At 72.0% G+C, this 16,786-nt stretch carries 13 protein-coding genes; 11 read left to right on the forward strand and 2 right to left on the reverse strand.

Annotated features, from left to right (window positions below; genetic code table 11):
- The first annotated feature begins 1 nt into the window (after nucleotide 1).
- From ABZ567_RS17335 to ABZ567_RS17350, 4 genes are all read left to right on the forward strand, one after another.
- On the forward strand, nucleotides 2-754 hold the full coding sequence (locus tag ABZ567_RS17335; protein ID WP_360790906.1) for an amino acid ABC transporter ATP-binding protein: 753 nt from the start codon (nucleotides 2-4) through the stop codon (nucleotides 752-754).
- Complete coding sequence (locus ABZ567_RS17340) at nucleotides 751-1,968, forward strand: M20 family metallopeptidase (protein ID WP_360790216.1); 1,218 nt, start codon at nucleotides 751-753, stop codon at nucleotides 1,966-1,968. Before ABZ567_RS17335 ends, ABZ567_RS17340 begins: the two co-directional genes overlap by 4 nt.
- A gap of 236 nt (nucleotides 1,969-2,204) precedes the next feature.
- Nucleotides 2,205-3,494 (forward strand): cyanophycinase, encoded by a 1,290-nt coding sequence (locus ABZ567_RS17345; protein ID WP_360790219.1) that lies wholly within the window; start codon nucleotides 2,205-2,207, stop codon nucleotides 3,492-3,494.
- An 89-nt stretch (nucleotides 3,495-3,583) separates the two neighbouring features.
- Nucleotides 3,584-4,447 (forward strand): MurR/RpiR family transcriptional regulator, encoded by an 864-nt coding sequence (locus tag ABZ567_RS17350; RefSeq protein ID WP_360790222.1) that lies wholly within the window; start codon nucleotides 3,584-3,586, stop codon nucleotides 4,445-4,447.
- A 68-nt stretch (nucleotides 4,448-4,515) separates the two neighbouring features.
- Here ABZ567_RS17350 and ABZ567_RS17355 read toward each other — a convergent pair whose 3' ends face one another.
- On the reverse strand, nucleotides 4,516-5,397 hold the full coding sequence (locus tag ABZ567_RS17355) for a MurR/RpiR family transcriptional regulator (RefSeq protein ID WP_360790225.1): 882 nt from the start codon (nucleotides 5,395-5,397) through the stop codon (nucleotides 4,516-4,518).
- A gap of 215 nt (nucleotides 5,398-5,612) precedes the next feature.
- Between ABZ567_RS17355 and ABZ567_RS17360 the strand changes: the two genes are divergently transcribed.
- The 7 genes from ABZ567_RS17360 (at nucleotide 5,613) to ABZ567_RS17390 (ending at nucleotide 15,263) form a co-directional block, all read left to right on the forward strand.
- A complete protein-coding gene (locus tag ABZ567_RS17360; RefSeq protein WP_360790228.1) occupies nucleotides 5,613-6,515 on the forward strand; it encodes a YihY/virulence factor BrkB family protein in 903 nt (300 codons plus the stop codon).
- Between the two features lie 603 nt (nucleotides 6,516-7,118).
- Nucleotides 7,119-8,000: an SGNH/GDSL hydrolase family protein gene (locus tag ABZ567_RS17365; protein ID WP_360790231.1), complete on the forward strand. Its 882-nt coding sequence runs from the start codon at nucleotides 7,119-7,121 to the stop codon at nucleotides 7,998-8,000.
- 382 nt (nucleotides 8,001-8,382) lie between these two features.
- Nucleotides 8,383-8,655, forward strand: coding sequence for a DUF3253 domain-containing protein (locus ABZ567_RS17370; protein ID WP_360790234.1), 273 nt, complete (start codon nucleotides 8,383-8,385; stop codon nucleotides 8,653-8,655).
- Between the two features lie 184 nt (nucleotides 8,656-8,839).
- On the forward strand, nucleotides 8,840-11,314 hold the full coding sequence (locus tag ABZ567_RS17375; RefSeq protein ID WP_360790237.1) for a bifunctional serine/threonine-protein kinase/ABC transporter substrate-binding protein: 2,475 nt from the start codon (nucleotides 8,840-8,842) through the stop codon (nucleotides 11,312-11,314).
- 401 nt (nucleotides 11,315-11,715) lie between these two features.
- Nucleotides 11,716-13,530 (forward strand): ATP-binding SpoIIE family protein phosphatase, encoded by a 1,815-nt coding sequence (locus ABZ567_RS17380; protein WP_360790240.1) that lies wholly within the window; start codon nucleotides 11,716-11,718, stop codon nucleotides 13,528-13,530.
- Between the two features lie 213 nt (nucleotides 13,531-13,743).
- Complete coding sequence (locus ABZ567_RS17385; protein WP_360790243.1) at nucleotides 13,744-14,352, forward strand: hypothetical protein; 609 nt, start codon at nucleotides 13,744-13,746, stop codon at nucleotides 14,350-14,352.
- Nucleotides 14,353-14,717: 365 nt separating this feature from the next.
- Nucleotides 14,718-15,263 (forward strand): hypothetical protein, encoded by a 546-nt coding sequence (locus ABZ567_RS17390; protein WP_360790246.1) that lies wholly within the window; start codon nucleotides 14,718-14,720, stop codon nucleotides 15,261-15,263.
- A gap of 366 nt (nucleotides 15,264-15,629) precedes the next feature.
- Here ABZ567_RS17390 and ABZ567_RS17395 read toward each other — a convergent pair whose 3' ends face one another.
- Nucleotides 15,630-16,766: a cellulose binding domain-containing protein gene (locus ABZ567_RS17395; protein ID WP_360790249.1), complete on the reverse strand. Its 1,137-nt coding sequence runs from the start codon at nucleotides 16,764-16,766 to the stop codon at nucleotides 15,630-15,632.
- Nucleotides 16,767-16,786 lie beyond the last annotated feature (20 nt).

Genomic DNA, 16,786 nt, shown 5'->3' on the forward strand with positions numbered 1-16,786 from the left:
CATGGTGCGCGCCGAAGGCGTGCGCAAGCACTTCGGCAGGCTCGAGGTGCTCAAGGGCATCGACCTCACCGTGGAACGTGGCCAGGTCTGCTGCCTCCTGGGACCGTCCGGTTCCGGCAAGTCGACCTTCCTGCGCTGCATCAACCACCTGGAGAAGATCGACGGCGGCAAGCTCACCGTCGACGGCGAACTCGTCGGTTACCGTCAGCACGGCAACAAGCTCCACGAGCTGCGCGAACGTGAAGTCGCGGAACGCCGAAGGGACATCGGCATGGTCTTCCAGCGGTTCAACCTGTTCCCGCACATGACGGCCGTCGAGAACGTCATGGAAGCCCCCGTCAAGGTCGGAGCCGTCGCCAGGAACACGGCCCGGGAGGAGGCCCACAGCCTGCTCGAACAGGTCGGCCTCGGCGACAGGGCCCGCCACTACCCCGCTCAGCTCTCCGGCGGGCAGCAGCAGCGCGTCGCCATCGCCCGCGCGCTCGCCATGAAGCCCAAACTGATGCTCTTCGACGAACCGACCTCCGCGCTGGACCCCGAACTCGTCGGCGATGTCCTGGACGTCATGCGGCAGCTCGCCGCCGACGGCATGACCATGGTCGTCGTCACCCACGAGATCGGCTTCGCCCGCGAGGTCGGCGACACCGCCGTCTTCATGGACGAAGGAGTCGTCGTCGAATCCGGCGACCCCCGCCGGGTACTCGTCGACCCCGAACAGGACCGCACCCGCGCCTTCCTGTCCAAGGTCCTGTGAGCGCCCCCGTCCGCCGGCGGATGTCGGCCCCGGACCTCCTCGGCCCGGCCCGCGCCCACCGGGCCCAGTACCTGCACGACCTCGAGGAACTCGTCTCCATCGACTCCGGGTCCTACAACGCCGCCGGCGTCAACAAGGTCGCCGACTGGGTCGAACGCCGACTGCACCGCCTCGGCTTCGATGTCGAACGCGTCGGCTTCCCGCCCGCACCCGACGGGGCCCGGGCCGGCGACGCCCTGATCGGCCGCAAGCGAGGTGCGCTCCGGGAGTGCGAAGGCGGCCGCAGGATCATCCTCGCCGGGCACATGGACACCGTCTTCGAGGACGGCACCGCCGCCGCGCGCCCCTTCGGGGTGAACGGCTCCCTCGCCTCCGGCCCTGGGGTGAGCGACGACAAGGGAGGCCTGCTCGCGGGGCTCACCGCGCTGGAGATTTTCGGCGAGCACGGCACCGACGCCTACGACGAGCTCGTGTTCCTCGCCACCCCCGACGAGGAGATCGGCTCACCGGCCAGCCGCGACCTCATCGAGGCCACCGCCCAGGGCATGCACTACGGCCTGGGCCTCGAATGCGCTCGGGAGAACGGCGACCTCGTCATCGCCCGCAAGGGCGTCGCCGACTTCCGTCTCACCATCACCGGCAAGGCGGCCCACGCCGGCATCGAACCCGAGCGCGGTGCCAACGCCGCCCTCGCCGCCGCGCACCTGATCGTCACCCTCCAGGCCCTCAACGGCCACTGGGACGACGTCACCGTCAACGTGGGGGTGGTCCGCGCCGGCACCCGCGCCAACATCGTCTGCCCGGAAGCAGAACTCCGCATCGAAGTGCGGGCAGCGACCACGGCCGATGTGCAGCGTGCGAAGCGTGCCATCCAGGAAGCCGCAGACCACCCCGTGGTACCCGGCACCAGCGTCCTCGTCGAGCAACTCGATCTCTGCCCGCCGATGGAGGACACCCCCGCCTCACGCCGTATGTTCGACAAGGCCCGGCAGGTGGCACACGCCGTCGGTGTGGAACTCGGAGCCACCGCCACGGGCGGAGTCGGCGACGCCAACCTCATCGCCGGAGCAGGCGTCCCGATCCTGGACGGCCTGGGACCCATCGGCGGCGCCGACCACACCCCCCAGGAGTGGCTCGACATCTCCAGCGTCCCCCAACGCGTCGCCGTACTCGCCGCGCTCGTCGCCTCGCTCGGCGACGCCCGAAACCCCTGAACCACGTCCGGCCGGGCGAACCCCGAGGGCTTCCCGAACGCCTCGCCCGTGCCTCGTCACCCACCCCCCACGGAACCCGCGCCCCGCCAGCCCGCTGCCCCCCTGCCTTGCGCGGAACCTGCCCGCGACGCAGGACCTGCCCGCGACGCAGGACCTGCCCGCGACGCAGAACCTGCCCCGGCACCGGCACGGGGCGGGGGCCCGGTCCGTCCGTCATCCGATCCACGGAGGCACTCTTGCGCGCATCCTCAGGTCCCGCCCGCCGTACCGTTCTCACGTGCGGCGTCGTCCTCACTCTCCTCACCTCGGCCCCCGTCGCCCAGGCCGGACCCGAACGCCCCGGCCGCCAGGCGGGCTCGCTCGTCCTGATCGGCGGAGCGCTGAAGGAGAACAACACAGCGGTCTACGGCGAGATCATCAGGCGTGCCGGCGGCCCCTCGGCCCGTATCGGGGTCATCACCGCGGCCTCCGTTCCCGAGAGCCAGGACCCGAACGCGGGCGACCCGGAGCGGTGCAGCAACTCCGCGTGCAACGGGGCCTACTACGCCGACCTCTTCACGAGGCACGGCGCGGCCGACGCCGAGTGGATCCCGCTCGACATCGACCACGTGGCCGACGCCGACTCGGACGCCGTCGTCGCCCAGGTCGATTCCATGACCGGCTTCTTCTTCGGCGGGGGAGACCAGTACCGTTACCTCACGACTCTCCTCCGCGGCGACGCGCGCACCGACTCCAAGGTCCTCGCCGCCATCCGAGCCAAGCTCGCGCAAGGAGCGGTGATCTCCGGTTCCTCCGCCGGCGCCCAGATCGTCTCCGGCCCCGACATGGTCAGCGGCGGCGAATCCTACGAGGGCCTGCGGGACGGCAGCGCCCCCGGCTACTTCGAGGACCCCACCCGGCTCGGGTACATCCCGCAGGGCGGCTTCGGTTTCCTGACCTCCGGCCTCATCGACACCCACACCGGAGCGTACGGACGGGAGGGCCGCGCGTACCGCCTGGCCGCCGACACCGGACACGACCGCGTCTACACGCTCGAAGAGAACACCGCCCTGGTCGTCGACGACCCCGGCGGCCGACGCGAGCGGATGACGGTCGTCGGCCCCAACGGCGTCGCCGTGCTGGACCTGCGCGACGCCCGCACCCGCACGGGAGCCGCCGGCTGGAGCATGCGCAAGGCCCGCTACACCTACCTCACCCAGTCGGACCGGTACGTCCCGCACACCTGGACGACCTACCCCGCCTCGGACAAGCGGCGCCTGCGCCCCGTCGGCACGACCCCCGTCCCCGTCAACAACGACGTCTTCTCCTCCGCGTCCAACCCCGAGGGCACGCCCTACTCGTTCCGCACCACCGCGCGCGCCCTCGCATCGACCCGGACCCAGAACACCGCGACCGCCACCACCTTCGAAACCGACCCCCGCTTCACCGTCACCTTCACCAAGACCAGCGGCTTCAGCGCCTGGACCGACGACGGTGCCACCCCGCGGACGCTCGTGGACCTGCAGATCGGCATCGCGCCACGATGACCACACCGGCAGGGCCGGCCTCCACGTACCGGCCCTGCCCCGGCCTCGCCGCCCGGTCTCGAGGACTGAACCCACACGGAGGGACCCCCATGACGACCGGGCTCCTCGCCGACGACATCCGGCACAGACTCGGCACGCTCACCCCGGCGGAACGCAAAGTCGCCCGTGTCCTGCTCGCCGCCTATCCCGCTGCGGGCTTCGAGACCGTCGCCACCATCGCCGAACGCGCGGGAGTGAGCGCCCCCACCGTCCTGCGCTTCGTGGGCCGCCTGGGCTACAACGGGTACCCGGACTTCCAGGCCGCGCTGCGCGACGAACTCGACGTACGCAACGCCTCCCCGATCCACCTCTACGAAGCAGCGGACGAAGCGGCCTTCCCGCAGTCCCCGGGCGGCCTGCTGGCCCACAGCGCGAAACTCTTCGGCGACGCCGTGGCGCAGACGCTCACCGAGCTGGCGCCCCACGACCTTCAGACCGCCATCTCGCTCCTGGCCGACCGCAAGCGCCGCATCGTCCTCACAGGCGGTCGGTTCACTCACGTCCTGGCCCAGTACCTCGGGCTGCACCTGATGCAGCTCCGGGACGGCGTTCGCTTCCTGCCGGACCGGGACGTCGAGCGCACAGCGGTACTCGACGCCTTCGGCCGACGGGACGTCCTGGTCGTCTTCGACTACCGGCGCTACGAGAACGACAAGCAGGCCATGGCGCGACTCGCCCAGGAACGCGGCGGCAAGGTGATCGTCTTCACCGACGCGTGGCTGTCACCGACCAGCGCTCACGCGGAGGTCGTGCTCCCCAGCCGCGTCGACACGCCCTCGCCGTACGACAGCCTCGTCCCCACCCTCGCCGTCGTCGAGACCGTGGTCGCGTGTGTCGTCGCGACTCTCGGCGACGACGCCCACCGGCACATGAAACAGAGCGAGGAGACCGCCCGCCGCGTGGGCCTCGTGTGACCTCCGGCCACGGGCCCTCACCCGCCCGGCACCGGCAGCCAAGGCGTACCCGAGCGGCGCCTCGCCGGTCAGAGGAGGCCGGTGCGGCGGGCCACGCTCTCAGCCCGCTTCATCCTCTCGTGCCCCTCGGTTCCGACCTGGTCGAGCACGGCGGCGACCAACGACTCGATGAGAGCGAGCGCCGGCGTGAGACTGTCGTACGGAGAATCGGACGTCACCTGGGTGATGAGAACGACGTCGGCATGAGCCGCGGCCGGGGAGAGCCACGGGTCGGTGAACACGATGACCTTCCCGCCGCGTTCGCGCGCCAACTCGGCGATGACCGTCTTGTCGGCCTCGTAACGCCGGTAGTCGAAGAGCACGGTGACGTCGCGACGGGTGAGCTGAGTGAGGAAGGAAGTCCGTTCCACGTCCCTGTCGGGCAGAACATCCACGTGGTCGCGAAACTGCGTGAGGTGCAGGCCCAGGTACTGGGCCAGCAGATGCGTGAACCTGCCCCCTGCCACATGGACCCGGCGCCGCGGATCGCTCAGAAGACGCACCGCGTCGCTGAACTCCTGCGGGGCGACCTCCTTGAAGGTCTGGGACACGGCCTGCTGCAGGAGCGCCAGGCGCTCTCCGAGCCGGGGGTCGGCCGCCTCGTCCGGATGCTCCGGCACGGCGCGTCGCTGGGACGACCCGGAGCTCTCGTACAAGGTGATGGGGGAGGCGGTACGCGCGTCGAGTTCGGACCGCAGGGCGGCCTGCAGATCGGGGAAACCCTTGTACCCCAGGCGGGAGGCGCAGCGCAGCACCGTGGGAGCGGAGACCGAGGCACGCTCCGCGATCGTGGCCACGGTCTCGAAGACCGCCGCCGGATACCCGGCCAGCAACACCCGCGCGACCTTGCGTTCGGCCGGGCTGAGATCTCCCAGCCGGCTGCGGATCTCATCGGCCAGCGTGAGACTCATGACGTTCCTCCCCTGCGGTGGACATATCGCCGCCGTCCGCCCCTGTCCTCCGCGATGACGTGGCGCACATCCCGGCTGTGTCAAAAAATCCGGGCGTACAGACGACGCTTCTCCGTCCGCCAAATGTATCGCCTGTTACGTGCGTGTCGCAGAGCCCGGAACGCCCTGCGCCACGGACCGAGGATGAGAGCGGTGACGCCGGGCAGGAGAGCCCCGTGACATCGAACACTCTCCGCGCCCCCCGGAGCACTCCGGGGAACCGCGTCGTCGACCTGCTGGTACGGGCGCGTTCCTCCCTGCGCGGCACCGCCGTGCGCCTCTGGGGCGACAACATCGCCGACTACGCGGCAGCTCTCACCTACTACGCGGTGCTGGCGCTCGTGCCCGCCCTCCTCGTCTCGGTCTCCCTGGTGGGACTGGCGGGGGCCAGCACCCGTGAGCGCCTCATCCTCGACCTCACGTCCTACGCCCCTCCCCAGTCGGCCCAAGTGCTCCGTGAGGCTCTGGACGGCCTCACCTCGGAGCCGTCCTCCCTGTGGGTCCTGCTCGTCAGCGGCATCGTGAGCGCACTGTGGTCGGCCTCCAGCTATCTGGCGGTCTTCCGCCGCGCCCTGCACACGATGCACCGGCTGCCCGACACGCGGCCGCCCCTCCGCGCGGTGCACGTCCTCGTCCTCACGGCCGGCGTGCTGCTGGCCCTGCTCGTAGCGGGCGCCGCGAGCCTCGTCGCGACCGGCCCCGTGGCCCGCCGACTCGCGACGGCCGCCGGCTACTCGGGCACGGACGCCATGACCGTCCTGCGGTGGCCGGTGCTCCTGGTGGTCGTCACGGCACTGATCCTCATCCTCTACCGGACCGGACCCACCGAGGCCCGCGGTGCTCGCCGGGGCTTCCCGGGCGGCGCCCTCGCGGCGTTCCTGTGGCTCGGTGCTTCGGCGCTCTTCACCCTCTACACGCAGTTCGGGACCTACAGCCGCCTCTACGGCTCGCTGGCGGGGGTCGTCGTCTTCCTCGTGTGGCTGTGGTTCAGCAACCTGGCCCTGCTCGCCGGCGCGCAGTTCAACGCGGTGCTCGCACAGGCCGGGAAGTCACCCGTCGCGGCGCCGGTGGGCGCCTGAGGAGGTGTTCGATTCCGGCGCCCCGGGCGGGGCGGCCGGGGGCCGCGGCCCGGGGACTGAGAACGGGCGTCCGCCGGAGAGTGGCGTACCGGGCATCGCCCCCGACAGGCAAGCCCGCCGGAGAGCCATGCGTCAGTTCTTCAGGCTGCCGAAATAGGCCCCCGTCTGCGGCGAGGCCGCGCCGGAGGCCGCCCGCCCGACTTCGTACAGGTGCCATACCGGCGACACCGACACCGGGAAGGACGTCCCACAGGAATGCCCGGGCCGCGTCCATGGACCGGCACGACACGTAGACCGCGTACGGTTCGCCGATCGAGGCTGTGACTTCGCGCGACGGCGAAACATGGCACAACGGGGGCTCCGCCGTGGTCCCTTGCTCCCCACTCGACGCGAGGCACATTTTCATGCGCAACATCTTGACGCCTCGTCACATCGGCCACATATTACGAGCGAGTACAACCGACCGGTAACACTGCGCGCAGCCCTCGCACCTCCGGCAGCAGGCGAACGGGTCCGCCCTGCGTCGGTCCGGTGCGCCGACTGGCCCTCCCCGGCGGCCAGTCGGCGCCCGCCCCCTCACCCTGTCACGAGAGGCACACCGCCATGCGATCAGTTCCATCGAGCCGTCGCGCCCGCACCGCTGCCGCCCTCACCGCTGTCACCGCTGCCCTGGCCACCGCCGCCGGTCTCGGCGCCGGTCCCGCCGCTGCCGCCGGCACCGCGTCCGACCGTTACGTCGCCCTGGGCGATTCCTTCGCGTCGGGCGCCGGGGTACCGAACCAGGTCGATGCCGACTGCATGCGCTCCGACCGCAATTACCCCGCCCTGGTGAACGCCGCGCTCTCCCCCTCCGCTCACAAGGACGTCACCTGCGGAGGGGCCACCACGGTCCACATGACCTCCGCGCAGAACGCGTCCGCGCCGCCCCAGCTCGACGCGCTGAGCGTCGACACGGACCTCGTCACCCTCACCATCGGCGGCAACGACGTCGGCTTCGCCAACATCATCGTCCGCTGCGTGACGCTCGGGGCGTTCAACCTCGGCGGATCGCCCTGCAAGACCAGCTACACCTGGACCGGCACCGACCAGCTCGCCACCACCATCAACGCCACCGCTCCCAAGATCGCCGCCACCCTCGACGGCATTCGTCAGCGTGCCCCGCAGGCCAGGATCCTGGTCACCGGCTACCCGGCGATCCTTCCCGACAACGGCACCAACTGTCCCTGGGTCGCGACCATCGCCAAGGGCGACGCTCCCTGGCTGCGGGACACCCACAAGCGTCTCAACACCATGATCGCCACCCAGGCCGCCGCGCACGGGGCCGTCTACGTGGACACCTACACCAAGTCCATCGGCCACGACATCTGCAAGCCCGCCGGAACCCGCTGGATGGAGCCGCTCATCACCAACGCCGCGGCGCCCTTCCACCCCAACGCGGCGGGTGAACGGGCCATGGCCGACGCCGTACTCGCCGCCACCGGCTGACCCGCGAACGACCTCCGTCGGCCCGCCGCCCCCCGGCCGCGGGCCGACGCCGCACAGGGCGCTCTCCGGTCCGACCAGGCAGACCCGGCCTTCGGCAGCACGGCCAGTACACGCATGTACGCGGATGCCCGGCCGCCCGGAGGATGCGGTCCTCGTAACCCCAGGAGAAGCAGGCGGCGACCGCCCTGCCAACGAACTCCTCGTCGACCAGGTGGTTGTGCTACGGACTCGGCTCGCGGCCTTGGTCTTGGCGGTGGCCGGGGCGGCCGCGCTGTCGTGGGTGCCGGTCGGGGTGCAGCATCCGCACGACGTCCTGGCGGGCGCGGCGCTCGCCGCGACGGCCTGAACAGGCTCGTCTCGGCGCCGGTGCGACACTGGAGCAGTGACGGGAACCGGACGGCAGACGGAGCGGCGCTTGGAGCGTGCCATCCTCGAGCTGCTGGAGAAGCGGGGTCCGACCGCGTCGATCTGTCCCTCCGACGCCGCGCGAGCCGTGTACAAGGGGGACGACGACGGCTGGCGGGCGCTCATGGAGCCCGCCCGAAGCGCGGCCCGGCGCCTGGTCACGTCCGGCGAGGTGGAGATCACCCAGGGCGGCCGCCCCGTCGAACCGACGGACTTCAAAGGTCCCATCCGTATCCGCCGCGCGGGCTGACACGGACAGCACGGTGGGGCGCCGTGGTGGGAGGTCCGTCCGCCATGACGTGTGACCGGATCGCCCTGCGGAATGCCGGCGCCGCGTCCCCTCCCGTCGGATCGCTTCGCCTTCCCGTCACCGTAGGCGTGATCAAGCCGTCTTTCCGTCACCTGATCGGCGCAGCAGGACTTAGAGTGTGCGCGTGACCGAGCAGAATCCCGAACTCATCGCCGGCCGGTACCAGCTCGTCGAACGCATCGGCCAGGGCGGTATGGGCCGGGTCTGGCGTGGCCTGGACCAGCAGCTCTTCGGACGCGAGGTCGCCGTCAAGGAGATCCTCTTCCCGCCGGGCCTTGACGACGCCGACCGCGCCGCGCTGCTCACGCGCTTCACCAGGGAGGCCCGCGCGGCGGTCACTCTCAGCCACCCCGGAGTCATCACCGTTCATGACGTGGTGGAGCACCGTGGCGCCCCTGTGATCGTCATGGAGTTGATCCGCGGCCAGTCCCTGGCCGCCGCCATCCGTGAACAGGGCCGGCTCCCCGTACGACGGGTCGCCGAGATCGGCGCCGCCATGCTCGACGCGCTGGCCGAGGCACACGGGGCGGGGATCGTCCACCGTGACATCAAGCCGGACAACGTCCTGCTGACCAAGGACCGTGTCGTCCTCACCGACTTCGGCATCGCCCATCTCGCGGACACCACGACCAAGCTGAGTCACAGCGGGATCGTCATCGGCACCCCCCAGTACATGCCGCCGGAGCAACTGGAGGGCAAGCGCCCGACCCCGGCCAACGACCTGTGGGCGCTCGGCGCCACCCTGTATCACGCCGTCGAGGGGCACCCGCCGTTCGACGCGACCGGGCTCCACGCCCTCGCCGTGGCCGTGTTCACCAGCCCGCACCGGCCACCGGTCCACGCCGGCCCGCTGATCCCCGCCCTCGACGCGCTCCTCACCAAGGACCCGGTGCAGCGCGTGGGTGCCACGGAAGCGGCGGAGATGCTCGCGGCGGTGCTGCGGTCCTCCCCACCCCGGTCCGAGGCCTCCGCCGGGCATGAGTCGACGCCCGAGCCCGAGCCTGTGCCCGCGCCCCCTCCCACCCCCACGCCCGATCCGAGGGTGACCCCCGCACCCGCACCCGCTGCGGAATCCGCTCCGACTCCAGTCCCGGACGCGGCCGCCGAGCATGCCTCCGCTCCCACCCTGCCGCCGCAGGCGCCCTCATCGACGCCCTCACCGCCGACCCCCACCGTCCTGGACTCCGAATCGGCCGCCCGCACCCCCCGCCTCCCCGTGCCGGACCGGCCGACCGCCCCGCCCGTGCCCGTACCACCACCCGGGGACCCGGCCACGCTCGGTGTGACGGCCGATTGGCAGCTTTCGCAGCGCTCGGAGTCCGGCGAGCGGGCGTCCGCCCGGCGGCCAGGCCTCACCCGGCGCTCCGCCGTCCTGGGCACGGCCCTGGCCGTGCTCACCACGGGCTCCGTACTGACCTGGACCCTCACCCGTGACGATGACGCGCCCCGCGGAGGGACGGCCGGCAGCGGCGCGGGCGCCGCCTCCGTCACCGTCGTGATCGGGGTGGACGCACCGCTGAGCGGCGGGCTGTCCTCGATGGGCGTCGGGGTCAAGAACTCCGCCGACCTGGCGGCCAGGACCGCCAACGAGGCCCGGCACGTCCCCGGCGTGACGTTCGAGATCAAGGCCCTGGACGACGGCGCCGACCCCGCCAAGGGCGCGACCAACGCCGCCCGGTTCGTGTCCGACAAGAAGGTGCTCGGCGTCGTCGGCCCGCTCAACTCCGTAGTCGCCGGCACCCTGGTGCCACCCCTCGCGCGGGCGGGCGTCGTCAACGTGTCACCGGGCAACACCGACCCGGCCCTGACCCTGGGCCCCGACTGGACCGGGGGCACCACGTCACGCCCCCACTCCACGTACTTCCGCACGATCGGCACGGACGTCGACCAGGGGCCGTTCGCCGCTCGACACCTGTACGAGGCGAAGAAGACCAAGCTCTACGTGATCGACGACGCCGGTGCCCACGGCACCGCTCTCGCCTCCGGTCTCACGACCGAGTTCACCGGCCTCGGCGGGACCGTCGTCGGCACCGAGCAGGTCGATCCCGCCGAACGCGCCTTCGCCGGTCTCGCCGCCAGGGTGCGGTCCTCGGGCGCCGACGCCGTCTACTTCGGCGGCTACTACGACACCGCCGCGCCGCTCTCACAGCAGCTCAAGCAGGCGGGGGTGAACGTCCCCCTGATGGGCGGCGACGGCATCTTCGACCAGCAGTACCTCACGGCGAACCCGCAGGCCGAGGGCGACCTCGCGACCCACATCGGCCTGCCCGCCGAGGAATCGAAGGCGGGCCAGGACTTCCTCACCCGGTACGAGGACGCGGGCTACCCGGAGCCGGCCGGCTGGTACGGCCCGTACGCCTACGACGCGACCTGGAGCCTCATCGAGGCCGTGAAGGCCGTCGTGACGGCCAACGGCGGCACCCTCCCCGCCGACGCCCGGGCGAAGCTGCCACAGGCCGTCGCCGCGTCGGCCTTCGACGGTGTCACCGGCCGCGTCGCCTTCGACAAGCACGGCGACACCGTCAACCGAAGGCTCACGGTGTACGCGGTGAAAGCCGGCTCCTGGACGCCCGTGACGAAGGGCCCCACCACCCCCTGACACCCGCCCGGAGCGACCTCGCTCTCCAGCGGTCGAGCGACACGGCCACACGCCTGGGAGGGGCCGGCGCTTCGGCCCCGACCGTATCCTGGAGGTAGGTGAGCCGCACGCCGCTCGACCAGGAGAACGGCACTCCCACGGCGCCGGGCCAAGGCCTCAGGCGCCCCGGGGCGACGGCCGGACGTTCCCGTTCCGAGGTCTGCGGGCCAGGCCGAGGGCCCCGGTCCGGGCGCCCCGTGTGCCGCACTGGTTGATTTCCTGACCTCCCGGCTCGTCGGCAGCGGCCCAATCGGCCGAGAAGAGGTGCATGCTGGGCACACCATCGGTCGAGTTCCTGTCGGGAGGTCGGAAGAGTGAACGGCGGCAAGGGGAGACGGCGGCGGGCCGGCCGCGTCTCGGCCGTGAACGGTGCCGCGGTGCGCCGCGCGGCCGGTGCTCGCGGACGGCTCGGACCGATCGGCGACGAGGCCCGCTTCGACCGGGTCACCACCCGTGGCCGGCTCGCCTGGCTGAACTCCGCCGGCTCCAGGATCGGCACCACCCTCGACCTGGAGCGTACGGCCCAGGAACTGGCCGAGTTCACCGTGCCCAGCTTCGCCGACGGCGCCGCCGTCGACATCCTGGACAGTGTCCTGCGCGGCGACGAGGGCTCACGCTGGACGGGTACGGGCGTCCCGCTCATGCGGGCCACCGCGTTGTGCGCCGTCGACGAGCTGTCCTCCCTGGAGCCCACTCCGGTGGGCGAGACCTTCTCGCGCCCCGAAGAGGCACACGAGACGCTGCTCCACCGATACTGTCTGCGGCAGGGCAAACCGGTGCTGGTGAGCCGGATGAGGGACGACGACTTCATCAAGGTCGCGCCCACCGCGAGCGCCGCCGCGAAGATGCGGGCCGCCGGAGTGCACAGCTATCTCGCGGTGCCACTGATCGCCCGCGGGCTCCTGCTCGGCAGCGCGGACTTCGTCCGCGGCCCCGGGACACCCCCGTTCTCCTCCACTGACCTCGCACTGGCGGCGCAGCTGGCCTCGCAGGCCGCCGTCTACATCGACAACGCCCGGCTCTACGGGCGCGAGCGCGAGCACGTCGTCTCCCTCCAGCGCACCCTGCTGCCGCGCGTGACCCCGGTGACGCCCGGACTGCGTGTGCAGGCCGAGTACGCGCCCTCCTCGGCCCACCACGGAGTGGGCGGCGACTGGTACGACGTCATGGCCCTGCCCGGCGGACGTACGGCCCTCATGGTGGGCGACGTCATGGGGCACGGGCTGCCCGCCGCCGCCACCATGGGCCGCCTGCGGACGGTGGCCCGCACCCTGATGACCCTGGACATGGCTCCGGAGCGCGTCCTGGCCCGGCTCGACCTCGCCACACGTGACCTGGAGGACGAGCAGGTCGCCACCTTCCTCTGCGCCGTGTTCGACCCGGCCGACTCCACGTACACCCTGGCCAGCGCCGGGCACCTGCCACCACTGCTCCTCGACGGACAGGGCGCCGCGGAGTTCGCGGACGTACCCGTCGGTGCCCCGCTCGGGGCGGGGGTGATTCCGTACGACCCGATCCGTCTCAAGGTCCCGGCGGGCGGAAACCTGGTCATGTTCACGGACGGCCTCGTCAAGTCCCGGCACGCGGACCTGGACCACCAGCTGGACCGCCTTCGGACGGCTGCGCGCGACCTGCCACGCGAGGCTCTCGAAGGCGGCGGCCTGATCGCCTGCGCCCCTGCCGCCGACGCCCGCTTCGACGAGGCCGTGCTCCTCGTGGCGACCAGCGCGACCAGCGCGTCGAACGCCTCGGACGCGTCGAACGCGTCGAACGCGTCGGGCACCCCTGGCGCCGCGAACGAGCCCGCCGATCTGCGGGAGTGGCAGTTGCCGCAGGAGGGGCGTGCCGCGTCCGTCGCGCGGAGACTCGTCACGGACCAGCTCGCCGTGTGGGAGCTGACGGAACTCGCCGATGTGTGCGAGCTCGTCGTATCGGAACTCGTCGGCAATGCCCTGCGGTACGGCAACGGCCCCGGCCGGCTCCGGCTGCTGCGCGGCGAGCGCCTCGTCGTGGAGGTCTCGGACACGGGCCCCGACCTGCCGCAGATCCAGCACGCGGACCTCAGCGACGAGGGCGGCCGGGGCCTCCAGCTCATCAACATGCTGTGCCGCCGGTGGGGCTCCTGCCGCACCGTCACCGGCAAGGTGGTCTGGGCGGAACAGAACCTCCCCTCCTGAGGACGCTCGGCCCGGAACGGGCCCGTGGACTGCGACGACCTGCCCGCTGCCCGGACTCCGCTGCCCTGCAGGGCGACGGTCCTTCGGCCCCGCCGCTCCGCTGAGTCCTGCCCGGTTCGGTTTGGCGGCCCGACAAGCGGCAAGGCGAATGAACGGGTGCCCAGTAAACAGTGACGAACAGCCAGCCAGGAAGTTCCCTCCAGGAAGGCAACCATGTCGACCCTGACCGTAGTTCTCATCGTCGCGGTGCTGGTCGCCGCGCTACTGGTGGCCGGTCTCCTGTTCCGGGCCCGCGCGGGCACGGGCAGCGGTGCGCGGGCCCTGAAGCGGCGTTTCGGCCCCGAGTACGACCGCACCCTCGAACGGCACGGCGGCGACAGCGAGGCCGCCCACCACGACCTGCGGGAGCGGGTCGAGCGGCACGGCCACATCCACCTGCTGCCGCTGGAACCGGCGGTCCGGGAGCACTACGTCGCCCAGTGGACCATGCTCCAGGAGCGCTTCGTCGACGCGCCGCGGCAGGCGGTCGCCGATGCCGACGAACTCCTCACGCGGATCGCCGCGACCCGGGGCTTCCCGGAATCCGATCAGAGCGGGGAACAGCTCGCCGCCCTGTCGGTGCACCACCCGCACCATGTGGAGGGGCTGCGCACGATACGACGTGCGCTGCACTCCACGACCGCCTCCACCGAGGAGCTGCGGGAGGCGCTGGTGCACGCACGCGCCCTGTTCGAGGACCTGACCCCTTCGGCCGGTACCCATGCCGCACGAACCCGCCCGGTGTCCGGGCATCTCCTCAAGCCGAAGGGAAGTGGCGCGTGATGGCACACGAGAACCGGGCCCGGCCGGCAGCGGGCGTGACCGAGGGAGACGCGCGGCACGCATCCGCGCCGCAGAGCCCCCCGGGCGTCCCCGGCGCCCCGGCCGTGGCAGGCGGTCCCGCAGGACCGCCGCCCACCCCGCCGCACGGCGGAGCGGCCCCTGTCCCGCCCACCCCGCCGCACGGCGGATCGGCGCCCGTTCCGCCCCTCGGTGGACCGGCGCCCGCCGTGTCCCCCGGCGGACCGCCCCCCGCGCCTCCGGTGATGCTGTCGCAGGCGCCGCAGTCCGCCGTTCCGTCCGAGGACCCCGGTGCCACGGGCCGGAGCGCTGGGAGCCGTACGAACGCTCCCGTCGCGACCCCCGCCGTGCCGCGCGGACGGAGCACGACGGACGAGTCGGCCCCGCCGAGCGGACGGAGTACCACGGACGAGTCGGTCGCGCCGAGCGGACGGGACACGACGGGCCGGCCGCCGGTGCCGGGCGGTCAGATCACGACGGACCAGGCGGGCGACGGCCACGGCCCGGGGCGCGGTGAGCGTGGCGAGCACGACGTCAGCGGGGTCAGCGGGGTCGGCGGCCACTCCGCCTCCGTCACGGGACAGGGACCCGCCGAGGCCGACGGCCAGGTCGGGCATCTGCTCGGCGACGGTGAGCGCGACCGCCTCGGACAGCGCCTGCACCACGCGCTCGCGGGATTCGTCGACTCGCCCCACGACTCGGTCGCCGAGGCGGCCGAGGTCCTCGCCGAGGCGGAGCACCAGCTCATCGCCTCGCTGAGGGACCGCCGCGCCGAGTTGCTGGCGGGCTGGCAGGGGAAGGGGCGCAAGGGCGACCCGGACCCCGACACCGAGCAGCTCCGGCTCACCCTGCGGACCTACCGCGAAGTGACGGAACGGCTGCTCCGGGCGTGACCCGGCCCCACCCTCCCCGCGAGACGGAAAGCCCCCTGGACCCCCGGGGGGCTTCTGCCGTGCCGGGCCCCGGACAACGGACCCCGGGCCCGCCGTCGGGACCCGGACAGCTGGCCCCGAGTCCGGCCCCCGTACCGGGTCAGCCGCTGGGGGTTGACGCAGGCGATCGAGCCGATCGGAAGATCGTTGCCGGTCGATGTGACGGTGAATCCGAAGGTACCGCGACCAGGCTGGTGAGTCGTTTCTTCCGTCCGGTCATGGTGTCTCCTGTGTGTGCGAGTGGTCTTCTCCTGCCGGAGTTCTGCGGTCGGTGTGCTCCTCTTGCGGTGACGCCCCGGTACGGAGCGTGGATCAAGAGCGAACGGTTCACGTACAGGCGGCCCCGTTGAGGCTGAACCCGGACGGCGCGGCGAACGCGCCGCTGTAGGTGCCCTGGAAGCCGAACGACTGGCTTGCTCCGGCCGCGATCCGGGCGTTGTGCGCGAGGCCGGTCGCCGTCACGCTCCCGGATGTCGCGGAGAGGGCCGCGTTCCACGCCTGGGTGACGCGCTGCCCGGAGGGCAGCACGAAGGACAGAGCCCATGGCCCCACCGGGGCGGTCCCGGTGTTGGTGACGGTGACATCGGCGGTGAAGCCGCCGGTCCAGACATTGGTCGCGTACGTCACCTTGCAGGCCGTTGACGGGCCGGGTTCGCCGGGTCCCGGTTCGCCGGGGCCGGGGTCACCGAGGTTCACGGCCGAGGAGAACGAGTTCACCGTGAGCCCGGTGCCGTTCTGCCACGGCTCGAAACCGGCCTGGACACTGGTCAGGTACCAGGAGTTCTGAGCCATGCCGCGGGAGACGGTCTCCCGGACGAAGTCCATGACGTCGAAGCTCCAGCCGGCGATGGCCGACGGAGCGACGAAGGAGATGACGTCGTTGGAGCCGTTGCTGCCCGTCCACACCTGCCAGCCGCGCCCGCCCACGGTGGCGCTGCCGACCGGCGAACCGATCGGCTGGATCGGACCGACCTTGTTGAACCAGATCATGATCTCGGTCCTGCTGACCCCGTCGGTCCTGGGCGTGGGGTCGAGCCAGATGTCGTACGACGCGTTGTACACGGCGTCGCCGACATAGCCGTACGAGATGCTGCTGGGGGCGCCGGCGATGCCGCTGAGCTGCGCGGGGAGGTTGGTCCCCGGCGAACAGTTGGTGTAGTGGCAGCCGTTGAAGACCGAGGGGTACGACTTCGGTGCGCCGTTGGTGGGCACGGCGCCGTCGGCCCTGGTCACCCGGAACCCGGTGTCGGTGGCGGTGACGCACTGGGTGGCACCCGTGCCCCAGCGGTTGTTCTGCACCACGTAGCGGCCCTGGATCGTGGTGGAACCGTACTGTTCGCAGATCAGCGTGTCGGCCCGGGCCGTCGATGCGGCGGTCAGGAGAGCCGCGACGGTGGCGAGGGCGATGAGCAGGGCGCCGAACAGGCCGCGCGCGGTTCTGGGGCGGTGCGGGGACGCTCGCATGGGGACCTCTCTGGCAGGGG

Source organism: Streptomyces sp. NPDC016459 (assembly GCF_040632845.1).
Lineage (GTDB): Bacteria > Actinomycetota > Actinomycetes > Streptomycetales > Streptomycetaceae > Streptomyces.

Bases quoted from the DNA above. Each gene is read 5' to 3' on its own strand.
- ABZ567_RS17365 (WP_360790231.1), top strand. From the start codon at position 7,119: ATGCGATCAGTTCCATCGAGCCGTCGCGCCCGCACCGCTGCCGCCCTC.
- ABZ567_RS17385 (WP_360790243.1), top strand. From the start codon at position 13,744: ATGTCGACCCTGACCGTAGTTCTCATCGTCGCGGTGCTGGTCGCCGCG.
- ABZ567_RS17335 (WP_360790906.1), top strand. From the start codon at position 2: ATGGTGCGCGCCGAAGGCGTGCGCAAGCACTTCGGCAGGCTCGAGGTG.
- ABZ567_RS17355 (WP_360790225.1), bottom strand. From the start codon at position 5,397: ATGAGTCTCACGCTGGCCGATGAGATCCGCAGCCGGCTGGGAGATCTC.
- ABZ567_RS17395 (WP_360790249.1), bottom strand. From the start codon at position 16,766: ATGCGAGCGTCCCCGCACCGCCCCAGAACCGCGCGCGGCCTGTTCGGC.
- ABZ567_RS17350 (WP_360790222.1), top strand. From the start codon at position 3,584: ATGACGACCGGGCTCCTCGCCGACGACATCCGGCACAGACTCGGCACG.